The organism is Streptomyces sp. NPDC037242 (assembly GCF_055604165.1).
This window is the reverse complement of sequence record NZ_JBVJUY010000012.1, coordinates 13,731-29,161: the sequence shown is the minus strand read 5'-3', so window position 1 is coordinate 29,161 and position 15,431 is coordinate 13,731. Positions and strand designations below refer to the sequence as shown.

Annotated in this window: 11 protein-coding genes; 6 read left to right on the top strand and 5 right to left on the bottom strand. The window is 75.3% G+C overall.

Annotated features, from left to right (window positions below):
• Window positions 1–351: 351 nt before the first annotated feature.
• From ACZ7GJ_RS16270 to ACZ7GJ_RS16255, 4 genes are all read right to left on the bottom strand, one after another.
• The gene (locus ACZ7GJ_RS16270; protein WP_470752197.1) at window positions 352–879 is read right to left on the bottom strand and encodes a DUF2867 domain-containing protein; all 528 of its coding nucleotides are present in this window, start codon (window positions 877–879) and stop codon (window positions 352–354) included.
• Window positions 880–1,438: 559 nt separating this feature from the next.
• A complete protein-coding gene (locus ACZ7GJ_RS16265) occupies window positions 1,439–2,344 on the bottom strand; it encodes a 5-oxoprolinase subunit C family protein (protein ID WP_470752196.1) in 906 nt (301 codons plus the stop codon).
• Window positions 2,341–3,042: a 5-oxoprolinase subunit B family protein gene (locus ACZ7GJ_RS16260; RefSeq protein WP_470752195.1), complete on the bottom strand. Its 702-nt coding sequence runs from the start codon at window positions 3,040–3,042 to the stop codon at window positions 2,341–2,343. The genes ACZ7GJ_RS16265 and ACZ7GJ_RS16260 overlap by 4 nt, the downstream gene beginning before the upstream one ends.
• Window positions 3,039–3,797, bottom strand: a complete 759-nt coding sequence (locus tag ACZ7GJ_RS16255; RefSeq protein WP_470752474.1) for a LamB/YcsF family protein — start codon at window positions 3,795–3,797, stop codon at window positions 3,039–3,041. Before ACZ7GJ_RS16255 ends, ACZ7GJ_RS16260 begins: the two co-directional genes overlap by 4 nt.
• Window positions 3,798–3,948: 151 nt before the next feature.
• Between ACZ7GJ_RS16255 and ACZ7GJ_RS16250 the strand changes: the two genes are divergently transcribed.
• The 4 genes from ACZ7GJ_RS16250 to ACZ7GJ_RS16235 all read left to right on the top strand — a co-directional run bounded on the left by ACZ7GJ_RS16250 (window position 3,949) and on the right by ACZ7GJ_RS16235 (window position 11,272).
• Entirely contained in the window at window positions 3,949–5,454 is a 1,506-nt protein-coding gene (locus ACZ7GJ_RS16250; RefSeq protein WP_470752194.1) for a hypothetical protein, read from the top strand.
• A complete protein-coding gene (locus tag ACZ7GJ_RS16245; RefSeq protein WP_470752193.1) occupies window positions 5,451–5,633 on the top strand; it encodes a hypothetical protein in 183 nt (60 codons plus the stop codon). The genes ACZ7GJ_RS16250 and ACZ7GJ_RS16245 overlap by 4 nt, the downstream gene beginning before the upstream one ends.
• Window positions 5,630–6,544 carry a hypothetical protein gene (locus tag ACZ7GJ_RS16240; RefSeq protein ID WP_470752192.1) on the top strand — a complete coding sequence of 305 codons (915 nt, stop codon included), beginning with the start codon at window positions 5,630–5,632 and terminating at the stop codon, window positions 6,542–6,544. The genes ACZ7GJ_RS16245 and ACZ7GJ_RS16240 overlap by 4 nt, the downstream gene beginning before the upstream one ends.
• 72 nt (window positions 6,545–6,616) lie before the next feature.
• The gene (locus tag ACZ7GJ_RS16235) at window positions 6,617–11,272 is read left to right on the top strand and encodes a hypothetical protein (protein WP_470752191.1); all 4,656 of its coding nucleotides are present in this window, start codon (window positions 6,617–6,619) and stop codon (window positions 11,270–11,272) included.
• Between the two features lie 49 nt (window positions 11,273–11,321).
• Here ACZ7GJ_RS16235 and ACZ7GJ_RS16230 read toward each other — a convergent pair whose 3' ends face one another.
• A complete protein-coding gene (locus tag ACZ7GJ_RS16230; protein ID WP_470752190.1) occupies window positions 11,322–11,759 on the bottom strand; it encodes a hypothetical protein in 438 nt (145 codons plus the stop codon).
• A 387-nt stretch (window positions 11,760–12,146) separates the two neighbouring features.
• Here ACZ7GJ_RS16230 and ACZ7GJ_RS16225 point away from each other — a divergent pair, with 387 nt between their 5' ends.
• Both ACZ7GJ_RS16225 and ACZ7GJ_RS16220 read left to right on the top strand, forming a co-directional pair.
• Window positions 12,147–14,996 carry a sensor histidine kinase gene (locus ACZ7GJ_RS16225; RefSeq protein WP_470752189.1) on the top strand — a complete coding sequence of 950 codons (2,850 nt, stop codon included), beginning with the start codon at window positions 12,147–12,149 and terminating at the stop codon, window positions 14,994–14,996.
• Window positions 14,993–15,430 (top strand): roadblock/LC7 domain-containing protein, encoded by a 438-nt coding sequence (locus ACZ7GJ_RS16220; protein WP_365927572.1) that lies wholly within the window; start codon window positions 14,993–14,995, stop codon window positions 15,428–15,430. The genes ACZ7GJ_RS16225 and ACZ7GJ_RS16220 overlap by 4 nt, the downstream gene beginning before the upstream one ends.
• The last annotated feature ends 1 nt before the right edge of the window (window position 15,431 follow it).

Genomic DNA, 15,431 nt, shown 5'->3' with positions numbered 1-15,431 from the left:
CTCAAGGGCGCTCCTTCGTCGCGTCGCTTCGCGATGTCGCTGCGCTCCACCCTTGACCGACCGACCCGTCCCGGAATGCCAGAAGCCTGCCGGGAAGCCCCCGAAGGAATGGCCGGGAGGTTTACGTATTCAGGAGCGGGCAGAGCCAAGGACCTTCGGGTTGACTCCCGGACCGGCCCAACTGTTCCCCGGGCCGACCAGATGACCCTGGCGAGAGGCCAGGCGCCCCAGATCGCTACGCGCTCCCCGACGACCGCGTCCAACGGCCGTCTTGCGCCGGACACAGGCCGCCCAAGGACAGACCTGGGGGCTGACGTTGTCGGGCGACGACCAGGCCGACATTCGGATCCGTCAGCCGATAACCGGGGGCATCCGGACCGGGCGGCGGGGGCGGAGCATGCGGGCGACGATGAGGTGGTGGAACGGCTCGATCGCCCGGAAGTACAGGCGGCCGATGGGGCGGTTGAAGCGGACGACGCTGGTACAGACGCCTTCTCGGCCTGATCCGTCAGTCTTGGGCCGCACGGCGAACGAGACGCGGAAGTCGAGGTGCTTGTCGTCGTCGCCGCAGAGGACTTCGTCCTCGGAGACCTCCAGGACCCGGAAGGGGCCCATCTTCACGCCTTCTACGACCCGGGTCGCCGGTGTCCGTCCGCGCTCCTGCACGTTCAGTCCGAAGGGCGCGACCAACTTGTCGCGCACGGAGAGAAGTCGGCCGATCCACGCGGGAGTTCCCGTGGCGACGGAACGGACGAAGTCCGTCGCGCTCGTACCGGGTGCCACGTCGACCGCCACCGCGTCCACGTGGTCATAGGACCCCAGACTCGCCCCCGCCGCACCCACCACGGGCGTCACCCGTCTGCGAACCGACTTCCCCATCGCACAACCCCCAGCTAGTCCTCCCTCCCATTACCTCACACCCCTCGATGCCCCCGAATGTCGGCCTGATCGTCCCCAGATGACGTCAGACGCCAGGTCTGTCCCCAAGTCCGTCCTGGTGGGCCGTATCCCAGCCCCAGACGGTCGTCGGACGCCGGGAGATGGGGAGCGCGTAGCGATCGTTGGCGGCCTATTCCCAGCCCCAGACGGTCGTCGGACGCCGATAGGGAGGAGCGCGTAGCGATCTGGCGCGCCTGACCTCTCGCCAGGGTCATCTGGTCGGCCCGGGGGGCAGTCAGGCAGGTCCAGGAGTCCCTCGCGGGTCGCTGACCCTCCCCGTCCCTGAATACGTAAACCTCCCGGCCATTCCTTCGGGGGCTTCCCGGCAGGCTTCTGGCATTCCGGGACGGGTCGGTCGGTCAAGGGTGGCCGAAGGCCATCGCGAAGCGACGCGACCGCAGGGAGCGCCCTTGAGGGACCGGACCGGCCCGGGAGGACAGTGGACTGACGGGACGCCCCCGGACCCCGTCAACGCCACCCCGCGGACCGGTGCCGGACATCACCCCGCCCCCGCCCCCGCCCCCGCCCCCGCTCCCGCCGGTGTGAAGCGGAGTCCCGAGCCCGGGCGGGACTGGGCTGCCGCGTCCAGGGCGGGGCCTGGGGGGACCACGCCGATCACCGGGTAGCCGCCGGTCACCGGGTGGTCGGCCAGGAAGACCACCGGGCGGCCGTCCGGCGGGACCTGGACCGCGCCCAGGACCATGCCCTCGCTCGGGAGTTCCCCGGTCCGGGCCCGGGCCAGTTCCGGACCTTCCGTGCGCAGGCCGATGCGGTTCGAGGCCGCCGAGACCCGGTAGTGCGCACGCCACAGGCCCGCGATCGAAGCCGGGGTGAACCAGTCCGCCCTGGGCCCCAGCCGGAGCGGCAGCACCAGTTCCGTCGGGGGGCCCGGCGCGGCCGGGGCGTCGACCCCGTGCACCGGGTCCGGGCCCGGGGTGCCCACCGGAAGCACCGCCCCCGCCGACAGGGCGGCGGGGCCGAGCCCCGACAGCAGGTCGGTGGAGCGACTGCCCAGGACCGGCGGTACGGCGAAGCCTCCCCGTACGGCGACATAGCTGCGCAGGCCCGACTCCGCCCGGCCGATGTCGACCTCCACCCCTGCCCGGAGCCGGACCGGGGCTCCCCAGGGCACCGGGTGCCCGGAGGCCCGTACAGCACAGGGCGCGCCCGTGACCGCGATCACCACCGGGGCCAGCGCGCGCAGACTCACGCCGTCCAGGGTCGTCTCCAGCGCGGCGGCCTCCGGAGGGTTGCCCAGCAGGCGGTTGGCCAGCCGGTGCGCTCCCGTGTCCAGGGCCCCCGAGCGGGGCACGCCCAGGTGCGCGTACCCGGGCCGGCCCAGGTCCTGGACCGTGGTCAGCGCGCCGGGCCGGAGCACCTGGAGCGCGGCCCCGGGCCCGCTCACGCGCCCGCCTCGGTGAAGCGCACCCGTACCCCCGGCGCGAACAGCGCGGCCGGCTCCCGCCGCGGGTCCCAGAGGACCGCGGTCGTGGTTCCGATCAGCTGCCAGCCGCCGGGGGAGGAGCGCGGGTAGACGCCCGCGTACTCGCCGGCCAGGGCCAGCGAGCCGGCCGGGACCGCCGTTCGGGGCGTGGCCCGGCGGGGGAGGTGGAGGTGCGGCGGGAGCCCGGTCAGGTAGCCGAACCCGGGCGCGAAGCCGCAGAACGCCACCCGGAACCCGGTGCCGCCGACGATCCCCGGCACCTCGGCCTCGGCCACCCCCCACAGCCGGGCCACCTCCGCCAGGTCCGGGCCGTCGTACCGCACCGGGACCGTGACCAGCGGCCCCTCGGCCGCGGTGAGCGGCGCCACCTCCCAGCGGGCGATGCGCGCCGCGAGGGCGGCCGGATCCGCGACGCCGTCCAGCAGCACGGTCCGCGCGGCGGGCACGATGTCCCGCACGCCGCCCTGCCCGCCCGCAGCCCCCGCAGCTCCCGCAGCCCCCGGCCCGCCCGCAGCGCCCAGCTCGCCCGCGTCGCGCCGGCGCAGCAGTTCGGCGTGCAGCGCGGCCACCTCCTCGGCCGAGTCCACCTCCAGGAGCAGCGCCTCGGCCCCCACCCGGAGCACCCGCACGCTCATACGACCGCTCATACGACCGCTCATGCGAACGCCTCCACCCGGACGCCCGCCGCGTCCAGCGCCCGGCGGACGCGCAGCGCGAGTCCGACCGCCCCGGGGGTGTCCCCGTGCAGGCACAGCGAGCGCGCGGCCACCGTGACCCGGGAGCCGTCGGCGGCCGTCACCGCGCCCTCGGCGGCCATCCGTACGGCCCGCTCGACGACGGCGTCGGGGTCGTGCACCACCGCTCCCGGCTCCCCGCGCGGCACGAGGGTCCCGGCCGCGGTGTAGGCGCGGTCGGCGAAGGCCTCCGGTACGGGGGTCAGCCCGGCCGCCGCAGCGGCGGTGAGCAGCAGCGAGCCGGGCAGGCCCAGGACGGGCAGTGCCCCGGCCGGCACCGCCAGCCGCACTCCGGCGACGACCGCGGCCGCCTGGTCGGCGTCGTGCACGGTGCGGTTGTAGAGCGCGCCGTGCGGTTTGACGTAGGACACCCGGGAGCCGGCCGCGCGTGCGAAGACCTCCAGCGCCCCGATCTGGTACGCCACCTCGTCGGCCAGCTCGTCCGCCGGGACGTCCATGGCGCGCCGGCCGAAGCCCGCGAGGTCGCGGTACGAGACCTGCGCCCCGATCCGTACCCCCCGCCGCGCCGCCAGCTCGCAGACGCGGCGCATGATGGACGGATCCCCCGCGTGGAAGCCGCAGGCCACGTTGGCGCTCGTGACGACGGCCAGCAGGGCCTCGTCGTCGGTCAGCGCCCACCGACCGAATCCTTCGCCGAGATCGGCGTTGAGGTCGATCAGGGGGGTGATCAGAGGTGTGATCATGGAAGCCATGCGGTGAGCGTAGAACAGCGCCCGCTCCGCGCCGCCGCGCTGTTCCGGGGCGCCGGGGACGATCCGGCCGAACCATGCCGTTTGGGATGTTGTCAGGGTCAGCGCCTAGTCTTTGTCCGTGACTCTCCCTGCCCCGGCGAAGACCCTTCCGTCCCCGGCGCCGGGCCCGGCCGCCGACGAGGGCCTGGCTCGGCGGCTGCGCGCGCTCGCCTGCACCGCCCCGCTGCACGACCTCGACGTACGCAAGGCCAATCTGGCCGGCGAGTACGGGGTCTACGCGATGGCGGAGGTGGCCCTCGCCGCGATCGACCTGGTCACGCTCAACATGGACTTCGACACCGGAGCCGACCACGAGCAGATAGTGGCCAGGCTGCTGCCCCGGGTCGCCGCCCAGGCGCCCTCGCGCCCGGCGGCGGAGCACGAGCGGGTGGCCCGCTGGGTGCTGGAGAACCTGATCAACGTCGGCAGCGTGGACCGCGGCTTCCGCGCGATCTACGGCACCTTCGGCCCGGACGGGGTCTATGTCCGCCGGGACTACGACTTCAAGCTGATCGAAGAGGTCCCGGGGTACGGCGGCGCGGTGTACCTGCGCACCACGGACGAAGCCGTGAACGTACTGGTCGGCGCCCTCGACACCGACGTCACCAGCGCACAGATCGCGGCCGAGGTGAAGCTGGAGGTCCTCATCAGCCGGGGCCGGCTGGCGGACGCCCAGCTCGCGGCCGAACAGGCCCGGTACCGGACGGTCCAGTACGCCGAGACCCTGCGCCGCACGCTGGACGCCACGCGGCGCAACGTGCGCGCGGTGGACTGGCTGGTGGCGGTCCCGGACATGATCGCCGAGGCGCTCGACCACGTGGCCGACCGCTACCGCCACGAGAACGCGATCCTCACCAACATCCGCAAGGCGCGCGACGAGGCCGAGGAGCCCGACAACAAGCGGCGCGCGGCCGAGCTCGTGGACATCGTCAAGGACTGCATCCGCCGGCACACCCAGCTCCAGTCACGGCTGCTGGACGCCGGCCCGCTGTTCCGCGCCGAGCAGGACCGCCAGGCCTTCGCCGCGCCCGCGCCGCGCTCCGGGATCGACCTGTACGGGCAACTGGTCGCGCCCGTACTGCCCTTGGCCGTGGAGCGCGCCTCACGGGTCACCGACGCCTTCTTCGCCGCCGGCGCGGGGCTGCGCACCCCCGTCTCCGTCCGGGTCGGCGACCTCGTCGACATACTGCTGACCCCGCCGGTGGAGCGGGAGCACCTCGGCGCGGAGATGCCGGAGCCGGACCTCATCGCGACCCCGGACGACAGCCGCTTCAGCGAGGAGCAGCTCGCCGCCGCGATGGAGCTCCTCGACCTCCCGCACGACGCCCCGCGCCGGCTGTCGGGGCTGCTGGCGCAGGCCCGGCGCACCGACCCGGACCTGCCGTACCTGGTGGCCCTGCTGGCCGTCCACGCGGCGAGCCCGGCGGTGGGCACGGCCTACCGCCAGGGCGAGGAGCGGCTGCTGTTCGCCGTGGACGACGGGACCGAGCTCGACGACCCGGAGTTCGGCGGCGCGGACCTGATCGTCGGCACGGCCCTGCTGGACTCCGCCGCCATGACGGCGGACCGCACGGAGGCGGCATGACCGGCGCCGGCGCCCCGGCCCCGTCCGCCCGCGAACCCGCCGGACGGCCCGGGCGCGCCGACGCTCCCTCGCCGCGCCGCCGACCCGCCGGACGCGGGAGCCCGGCCAGGACCCGCACGCCGCGCCCGCGACACCGCACCGCCGAACACCACCGCACCGCCGAGGAGACGTACCCGTGAGCGACCACCACGCCGAGCACCCCGCGTGGAGCGAGGCCGACGCGCCGTCGGCCCCCGTCGCGCCCGCGTCGACCGGCACCGCCGCCGGCGCCGTGACCCCCGCCGACGCGGCCGACGCCGCCCGGTTGGTGGCCTTCGGGCTGCAGCCCAAGCTGCTGCCCGCCCGCGACGCCGAGTACGCCGAGCTGCTGCGCCGCTACCGCGAGGACCCCGCCTTCGGGCGGCTCGCCGACGCCGTCGCCACCGGCCTCGGGCTCGTCGTCCTGGAGGTGTCGCCCCGCGCGGGCATGGCCGTCGCCGCCGGCGAGGACTCCGTCTTCGCCGTCCGCATGGGCGACTACGCCCGGCGTACCACCGCCGACTCCGCGGACCGCTTCCTGCACGGCCTCGCCCACCTCGCCGTCGCCGCCCTCGCCTTCCCCCGCCCCGAGGACCTCGCCGACGACGGCTACATCGGCCGCCTCACCGTCAACGGGGTCGACGCGTTCGTCCGGCAGACCTGCCGCCGCCTGGAGGAGCGCGCCGAGGAGCTCGGCGAGAACACCGACCCCGCCTCCGACGCCCCCGGCCTGGAGGCCGCCTGGCGGGTCTACGCCCGCCGCAGCGCGACCGGCGCCACCAAGGACGCCCGCCGCCTGGCCGGCTCCACCACCGGCATCGTCGGCAAGGCCGCCGCCTTCCTCACCGAATCCGGCTTCCTCCAGCGCACCGGCGACGACGCCGGAGGCACCTACCGCACCACCCCCCGCTACCAGCTCCAGGTCCGCGACATGGCGGGCAGCGCGGCCATGGCCGAGCTACTGGAACTCGGCGTGGTCCCCGTCAGCGACGGCTCCGCGACCCTCCTGCCGCCGCCCGAGGGCGACGACCTGGAGCTCGCCGCCGACGCCGGCCTGCCGTTCCACGCCTGAGTCACCCGTCCGCGTCCGCGTCCCCGTCCCCGTCCCCGTACGACCTACGAAAGACCACGAGAGTCCGCCGCCATGTACGAGCTGTCCCGGATCCGCCTCTACTCCATCGGGCCCGCCGGTGCGCGCTACGCCGACACCGTGCTCGACCTGCGCGGAGTCGGCGAGCCGGTGCCCCACCCGGCGCCCACCCAGGCGGAGTTCTTCGAGGACGAGCCGACCGGCCCGCCGCGCCGCCCGGCGCCCGCGGGCGTGCTCTTCCTGGAGAACGGCGGAGGCAAGTCCGTCCTGCTCAAGCTGATCTTCTCGGTCATGCTCCCCGGACACCGCAACACCCTCGGCGGCGCCAGCTCCGGCGTGCTGCGCAAGTTCCTGCTCGCCGACGACTGCGGCCACGTGGCCCTGGAGTGGCAGCACACCCAGACCGGCGAGTGCGTGGTCGTGGGCAAGGTCAGCGAATGGCGCGGCCGCCAGGTCTCCAACGACCCGCGCAAGTTCGCCGAGGCCTGGTACTCCTTCCGCCCCGGCCCGGGCCTGAGCCTGGACAACCTCCCCGTCGCCGAGGCCACCTCGGTGCGCCCGCCCGTCGAGGGCGCCTCGGGCGCCCAGGGCCGCCGCCGCACGATGAAGGGCTTCCGCGACGCCCTCACCGAGGCCGGCAAGGCGTACCCGCACCTGGAGGTGTACTTCGAGGAGATCCACGACCGCTGGAACGAGCACCTCACCGAGCTCGGCCTCGACCCGGAACTCTTCCGCTACCAGCGCGAGATGAACGCCGACGAGGGCGAGGCCGCCGGCCTCTTCGCGGTCAAGAAGGACTCCGACTTCACCGACCTGCTGCTGCGGGCCGTCACCGACACCCGCGACACCGACGGCCTCGCCGACCTCGTCCACGGCTTCGGCAACAAGCTCGGCCGCCGCGCCGAGCTGATGGCCGAGCGGGAGTTCACCGCCGGCTCGGTGGACCTGCTGACCCGCATCGTCGAGGCCGCCCAGGCCCGCGCCCGGCTGCGCGACGTGCACGCCGGCGCGGAACGGCGTACGCGCACCCTGGCCCGGCGGCTGTCCGCCCGCGCCGGCGAGGAGCGCGGCCGCGCCGCCGACCTCGCGCAGCGGGTCACCGGCGCCGCCCACGAGGTCACCGCCGCCGAGTCCGCGCGGGCCCGCAGCGCCGCCGTCTCCGCCGAACTGGCCTACCGGCACGCCTCGCTGGCCCTGACCGTCGCCGACAAGGCCGCCGCCGCCCAGCGCCGCGAGCTCCTCGAAGCCCGCACCCTGCACGCCGCCTGGCAGGCCGCCGAGAACGTGCTGCGCCACCGCGCCGCCGCCGACCGCTCCGCCCGGGTCGCCGCCGCCATCCTGGAGGCCGAGCGGGACGCCGCCCCCGCGCTCGCCGCGCGCGCCACCGCCGCCACCGAGTTGGTACGGGCCCTGCACACCGCCGCCGAGCACGGTGAGCGGGCGGCCAACGAGGAGGAGGAGCGTTCCGCCGGGCTGCAGGCCGCCGGCGAAGCCGCCCACCGCGACGCCACCGCCGCCGCCACGGCCGCCCAGCGCGCCCGCAGCGAGGCCGAGCACCTGCGGGCCCGCCTCGCGGAGGTCCAGCAGGAGACCGCCGAGGCTGTACGGGCCGGCTGGCTCGACGACACCGCCCCCGACGCCGATCCGGCCCGCGCAGCCCTGGCCGCCAGTGACGCCGAGAAGACCGCCGTGGCCGCCTGGGACGAGTCCCGCGAGGCCGCGCGCACGGCCTCCGAGGCCGCCCGAGAGGCCGCCGCCGCGGAATCCCGCGCCGAACTCACCGCCGCCCGCGCCGCGGACGCCGCCGACGCGGCCGAAGCCGCCCACGACGCGGAACGCCGCGCCGCCGCCTCCCTCGCCGAATCCCCCCGCCTGGCGGCCCTGCTGGGCCTCCCGGACGCCCCCGACGCCCCGGTCCCGGCCCCGCGCGCAGACGAAGACGCTACGTCGACCGGCGCGGCCGGCGCGGCCCGCAGCGCCACCCCGGCCGGCTGGCTCACCGTCGAGGACCTCGACCGGAACGCCGACGACCTCCGCCGACTGCTGACCGACGCAGTCGGCTCGGCCGAACGCCAGCTGTTCGACCTGCGCACCGCGGCCGCCGACGACTCCCGCATCCTCGGCGCCCTAGGCGACGGCGGGCTGCTGCCGCCCGGCCCGGACGTCCTCGCCACCGTCGAGTACCTCGGCGAACACGGCATCCCCGCCCTGCCCGGCTGGCGCTACCTCGCCCAGTCCGTGGCCCCCGCCGACCACGCCGCCGTGCTCGCGGCCCGCCCCGAACTCGTCGACGGCGTCGTCATCACCGACCCCGACACGCACGCCCGCGCCCGCGAGGTGCTCTCCGGCGCGGCCCTGCTGCCCCGCTCCACGGTCGCGGTGGGCACTGCCGCCGCGCTGCTGGCGCCCGTGCCGGCGGCGGACGGCTCCGCCGCCGCGTCCGGCATCTTCATCGTTCCGCCGAACCCGGCCATGCACGACGAGGGCGCCGCCGACGAGGAGCGCCAGGCCCTGCGCTCCCGCGCGACCGCCCGCGACACCGAGATCCGGGACCTGGCCGCCCGGCTCTCCGGTGACCGGGAGCTCGCCGCCCGCCTCACCTCCTGGCGCACCGGCTGCCCGCCCGGCCGCCTCGCCGAGCTCGCGGAGCAGGCCGCGGCCGCCCGTACGTTCGCCGAGGAGGCCGACGCCGAGCTCGCGGAGGCCCGTACCGTACGCGCCGAGGCCGACGAGGCCGCCGCCGACGCAGCCAGGGTCCGCGAGGAGCGCCAAGACTCCGCCCAGCGCGCCCGCCGCGTCGCCGACGCCCTCGCGGGCCTCGCCTTCCGCCTGCGCGAGCGCGCCGGCTGGCAGGCCAAGCTCCGCGAACTCGCCGATGACGCCGCCGAGTCCGAGGCCCGCGCCGAGGTGTGCCTGGACCGGGCCCGCGCCGCCGACGAGGACCGCCGCGCCGCGCAGCGCGCCGCCGACGACGCCCGCCGCACCGCCCGCGCCCTGCGGGCCGAGCGCGCCGAGATCGCGGGCGCCCCCGAGCCCCTGCCCGAGGCCGACGGGGCCCCCAAGGCTCCCCTCCCCGACCTGCGCGAGGCCTACCGCGCCGCCTCCCAGCTCTACGAGAAGGTCGGTGTCGGCGCCGACCTGCGCGCCGAGCAGGCCCGCGCCGAGAGCGACGAGAGTGCGGCCCTCGCCGAACTCGACCGGCTCACCAACAAGGTCCGCACCCGGGCCGCCCAGCTCCTCGAAGGCACCGACGGCGCCGACGGCCCCTCCCGACAGGCGGCGGCCGCCCGCGCCGAGTCCCTCGTACAGATGCTGGAGACCCGTGCGTCCACCGCGAGCGAGCAGCTCGGCCGGCTCCGCGGTGAGGCGGAACGCCATGCCCCCGCGGCGGGCGAGGCGCACACCGAGCTGCCCGAGGAGCTGATCCCGGGGGACGTCGAGCAGGCGCAGGCCCTCCTGCGGACCGCCACCGCCCAGCTCGCCGCCCACACCGCGGCCGTGGAGGGCGCCCGCGCGGCCCACGCCGACCTGCTGCGCGCCCACCGCACCGCAGAGGACGGCGCCGGGGGCTTCGACGAGACCGCGGCCATGCTGCGGGACCTGCTGCGCGACCACACCCACCAGGAGGACGAGCAGGAGCCGGTGGCCCATCCGGGCACCCTGGAGGAGGCCCGCCAGTCGGCCACCGAGGCCCGCCGCTCGCTGCGCGGCTGCGCCGCCGACCTCTCCGCCGCCGAGGCCGCGGTCCGCGAGGCCTCCGACATCCTGGTCCGGCACGCCAACGCCAACCGCTACGAGCAGGTACGCACCCCCGCTCGCCAGCAGATCCGCGAACTGCCCGCCTCCGCCCTGCCCGAGCACGCGGCGTCCTGGGCGGCGGCCTTCGCCCCCCGGCTGCGCGTCCTCACCGACGAACTGGCCCAGCTGGAGCGCAACCGCGACAGCATCGTCGACCGGCTGCGCGGGCTGGTGGAGTCGGCGCTGGCCACCCTGCGCTCCGCCCAGCGGCTCTCCCAGCTCCCCGAGGGGCTGGGGGAGTGGTCGGGCCAGGAGTTCCTGCGCATCCGCTTCGAGGAACCCGACCAGGCCACCCTCACGGAGCGGCTCGGCGAGGTCATCGACGAGGCGACCCGCGCAGCGGTGAAGAAGAACAGCACGGCCTCCTTCGGCGAGGGCCGCCGCGACGGCATGTCCCTGCTGCTGCGCGGTGTCCAGGCGGCGCTGGAGCCCAAGGGCATCTCGGTGGAGATCCTCAAGCCGGACGCGGTGCTGCGCGCCGAGCGGGTGCCGGTCGGCCAGATGGGCGACGTCTTCTCCGGCGGGCAGCTGCTGACCGCCGCGATCGCGCTGTACTGCACCATGGCGGCGCTGCGCAGCAACGACCGCGGCCGGGACAAGCACCGGCACGCGGGGACGCTGTTCCTGGACAATCCGATCGGCCGCGCGAACGCCACCTACCTGCTGGAGCTCCAGCGGGCCGTCTCGGACGCGCTCGGCGTCCAGCTGCTGTACACGACGGGGCTCTTCGACACCACGGCCCTCGCGGAGTTCCCGCTGGTCATCCGACTGCGCAACGACGCCGACCTGCGGGCGGGACTGAAGTACATCAGCGTCGAGGAGCACCTGCGCCCGGGCCTGCCCCAGCAGTCCCCGGAGGCGGAGACGATCCACGGCGAGATCACGGCGACGCGCATGTTCCGCCGGAGCTGACGCCGACCGTCCGCCCGGCAGCGGGCCGCCCGGCGCCAGGCGCGTCCCCCTACCGCCGGCCGGGCGCCGGAAGGCTGCCCTCGTGCCGCCGTATTCGGCCCGCGCCGGCGCGCTCGGCCCGCCGCGCCCCGCGGCGGGCCCGGCGCTCCTCGCGCCGGCGGCCCCGCGCCGTGCTGCTCGGCTCCGACAGGACCCCGTACCGCTGGTTCCACATCTGCCGGGTGATCAGTACGTCCAGCACCCCCCAGGTGGCCACCACGGTGCCGGCCACCCCGCCGACGGCCATCGGGAAGGCCAGCCAGGACCCGGTGAGCGTGAGGAAGAAGGTGATCGTGGCCTCGGTCAGCGTCACGGCCACGATCAGCACCGCCCGCACCGCGGACGCCCGCACCGGGTCCGGCATCCGCCGCCTGCGGGCCGGCTCCTCCACCCAAAGACCCCGCCCCGGTGCGCCGGATCGCGCGCCGGCCTCCTCGTACAACCCCATGGTCCGCTCCCTCCCCTCCGCGCGGCGGGTCATGCCCACCAGAACACGTCTACCCCGACGAGCCCCCTCGAACAGGTAGACGTTCGCCACCGCGGGGAGATTCCCGCATCGCGGACATCCGTATCGTTCCCGACTGTCGCGGAACGAAGAATTCCAGCCATCCATCCGATTGCGGGAACCGACGCCTCACCAGGTGTCATCTGCCACATACCGGGCGGCACTTGACCGGATGTGTCGGACAACTCGTGATCTATGCCCGGGGGTCCGGCCGAAAACGTCCGGACACGCCTTCGAAGCCGGTCCGTGGCAGTAGTAGGCTCACGCCGTTTAAGTGACGGAACACCGACCCCCGACAACGGGGTTGAGCTGGGGGAGGCTGGGGAGGCCATGCGCTTTCGCGGGAAGTCCATCCGCCGGAAGATCGTGGCGTTGCTCCTTGTGCCGCTCGTCTCCCTGACCGCCCTGTGGGGCTTCGCGACATTCATCACCGGCCGCCAGGCCGTCCAACTCCTCGACGTCGCCTACGTCATCGAGAAGGTCGGCTACCCCATCGAGGACGTCGTCCGCGTCATCCAGAAGGAGCGCCGCCAGACCCTCGTGGTCCTCGGCGACCCGCCGGCCTCGACCGCCACCGTCGAACTCGCCAAGCGCCGCGCCGCCACCGACGCGCTCGTCGGGAAGATGACCGAGGACGCCAAGGACCCCAAGGTCCGCGAGGAGCTCAGCGCGGACGCGGAGCAGCGTCTGCGCTCCATCCTCGACGCGTTCCACGGCATCGGCGCGCTGCGCAGCTCCGTCGACAAGAACCTGATCGACCCCGGCCAGGCCCTGGAGCTCTACAGCCGGCTCGTCGACCCCTGCTACGAGTTCCTGATGAACCTCCACGCCCTGGAGGACGTGGAGATGGACAAGCAGGGCCGGGCCCTCGTCGGCATCACCCGGGCCCGCGAGATGCTCTCGCGCGAGGACGCCGTCATCGCGGCCGCCCTCGCCGCCCGCAACGCGAGCGCCACCGACGTCCGCCAGGTGGCGGACTTCGCGGCCAACCGCCGACTTCTCTACGAGTTCAACCTCGCGATCCTCCCCTCCGCCGACCGGGTGCAGTTCGAGCAGTACTGGAACAGCCCCGAGACCAAGGCCCTGCGAGACGTGGAGGAACGCTTCATCTCGGCCGGCGCGGTGAAGAACCCGCGCAGCGCCACCGCCGCCCAGTGGGACGAGGCCGCGAACAAGGTCCTCGAAGACCTCGCCACCATGGGCACCGCGGCCGGCGACCGCTACCAGAAGCGCGTCGAGCCCGTGGCCATGGACGTCCTCGTGCAGGCCGCCGTCGCCGGCATCCTGGGTTTCATCGCCCTCGTCGTCTCCCTCGTCCTGTCCGTGCGCATCGGCCGCGACCTGGTCCGCGACCTCTCCCGGCTGCGCAAGGAGGCCCACGAGGTCTCCGGCGTCCGGCTGCCCGCCGTCATGCGCCGCCTCGCGGCCGGCGAGCACGTGGACGTGGAGACCGAGGCCCCGCGCCTGGAGTACGAGAGGGACGAGGTCGGCCAGGTCGGCCAGGCCCTCAACAGCCTCCAGCGCGCGGCCATCGAGGCCGCCGTCAAGCAGGCGGAGCTGCGTCGCGGTGTTTCCGAGGTGTTCGTCAACCTGGCCCGCCGCAACCAGGTCCTGCTGCACCGCCAGCTGACCCTGCTCGACACCATGGAGCGGCGTACCGAGGACACCGAGGAGCTCGCCGACCTCTTCCGCCTCGACCACATGACCACCCGCATGCGCCGCCACGCCGAGGGCCTGGTGATCCTCTCCGGCGCCGCGCCCTCCCGCCAGTGGCGCAAGCCCGTCCAGCTGATGGACGTCGTACGGGCCGCCGTCGCCGAGGTCGAGGACTACGAGCGCATCGAGGTACGCCGCCTGCCGCGCCTGGGCATAGGCGGCCCGGCCGTCGCGGACGTCACCCACCTCGTCGCCGAACTCCTGGAGAACGCCACCGTGTTCTCCCCGCCGCACACGGCGGTCCAGGTGCACGGCGAGCGCGTCGCCAACGGCTTCACCCTGGAGATCCACGACCGCGGGCTCGGCATGAACCCGGACGCGCTCCTCGACGCGAACCTCCGGCTCGCCGAGACCCCCGAGTTCGAGCTCTCCGACACCGACCGCCTCGGGCTCTTCGTCGTCAGCCGCCTCGCGCAGCGCCACGGCGTCAAGGTCGTCCTCCAGCACAGCCCGTACGGAGGCACCACCGCGGTGGTCTTCCTCCCCGTGGCGCTGCTGACGGAGGCTCCCGAGACCAACGGCTCCGGCATCAAGCTGAACGGCGGCCAGGGCGGCCAGGGCGCCAGGGCCGGCAAGATCGGCAAGGGCGGCCGGGCGGGCACCGCGGCCCTGGCGGCGGCAGGCTCCGCGCGCCCCGCGTCGGCCGGCACCCCGCAGGCGGCCCCGGGCCGCCAGCTCCCGGCCGGCACCGAACTGCGCGGCCCCGTCGAGCTGGAGGCCCCGCTCGGTGTGCTCGGGCTGGACGGCCTGGAGGGGATCGAGGGCCTCGACGACCCGGCCGCGCTGAACGACGCCCCCGCCGGCATCGCGGGACTCACCGCGGCCCCGGGCCGGCCCGCCATGGCCACCCTCGACGACGAGACCCCGCCCGGCGGCACCCCGCGCAGCGCCCTGCTGGGCCTGCGCCCGGCGGACCGCCCGCACCTCGGCGAGCGGCACCCGGAGCGCGGCGGAGCCTGGAAGGGCGACCGCGGCGGCATCCGCGACCGCGACCGGGACCGGGAGCCCCTGGCCCCCACCGGCCCCGTCCGCGTCGAGGCGCCCCGCCCGGACCAGGGCCGCGCCGAAGGCTCCCGCGGCAAGGGAGCCGTGCCGCTCCCGCGCCGCCGCCCCACCCCGACCCTGGTCGCCGAGCACGGCCGCCGCGTGGAGCCCCGCCCGGCCTCCCCGGCCCCGCAGCCCGAGCCCGCTCCGCAGCCGAGACCGGGCGCGGGGAGCCTGCCCCGCCGGGTCCGCCAGGCCAGCCTCGCGCCCCAGCTGAAGAACGCACCGGCGCCCGGGTCCGCCGAAGCCGCCGCCGAACCGGTGGCCGACCGCGACGCCGAGGACGTACGTACGCGCATGTCCGCACTCCAGCGCGGCTGGACCGCGGGCCGCAACCAGCACGCACAGCAGTCCGGAACCGGGGCAGGCACCTCCGCCACCGCCGGTCCCGGATACGAGAACGAGGGGGACGGTCGATGACCGCACCGCAGACCGGAAACGACAGCAGGAGCCGCGGCTCCGGCCCGCTCAACTGGCTCCTCGACGAGCTCGTCGACAAGGTCGGCAGCATCCGCAAGGCGGTGGTCCTCTCCGGTGACGGCCTGCCCACGGGCACCTCCAGGGATCTGACCCGGGAGGACAGCGAGCACCTGGCGGCCGTGGCCTCCGGTTTCCACAGCCTGGCCAAGGGAGTCGGCCGGCACTTCGAGTCCGGGCAGGTCCGCCAGACCGTGGTGGAGCTGGACGAGGCGTTCCTCTTCGTCATGGCGGCCGGCGACGGCAGCTGCCTGGCCGTGCTCTCCGACGCCGACTCGGACGTCGGCCAGGTCGCGTACGAGATGACGCTCATGGTCAAGCGCGTCGGTGACCACCTGGCGACCGCCCCGCGCACCGGGCTGCCAGCCGGAGGGTGAG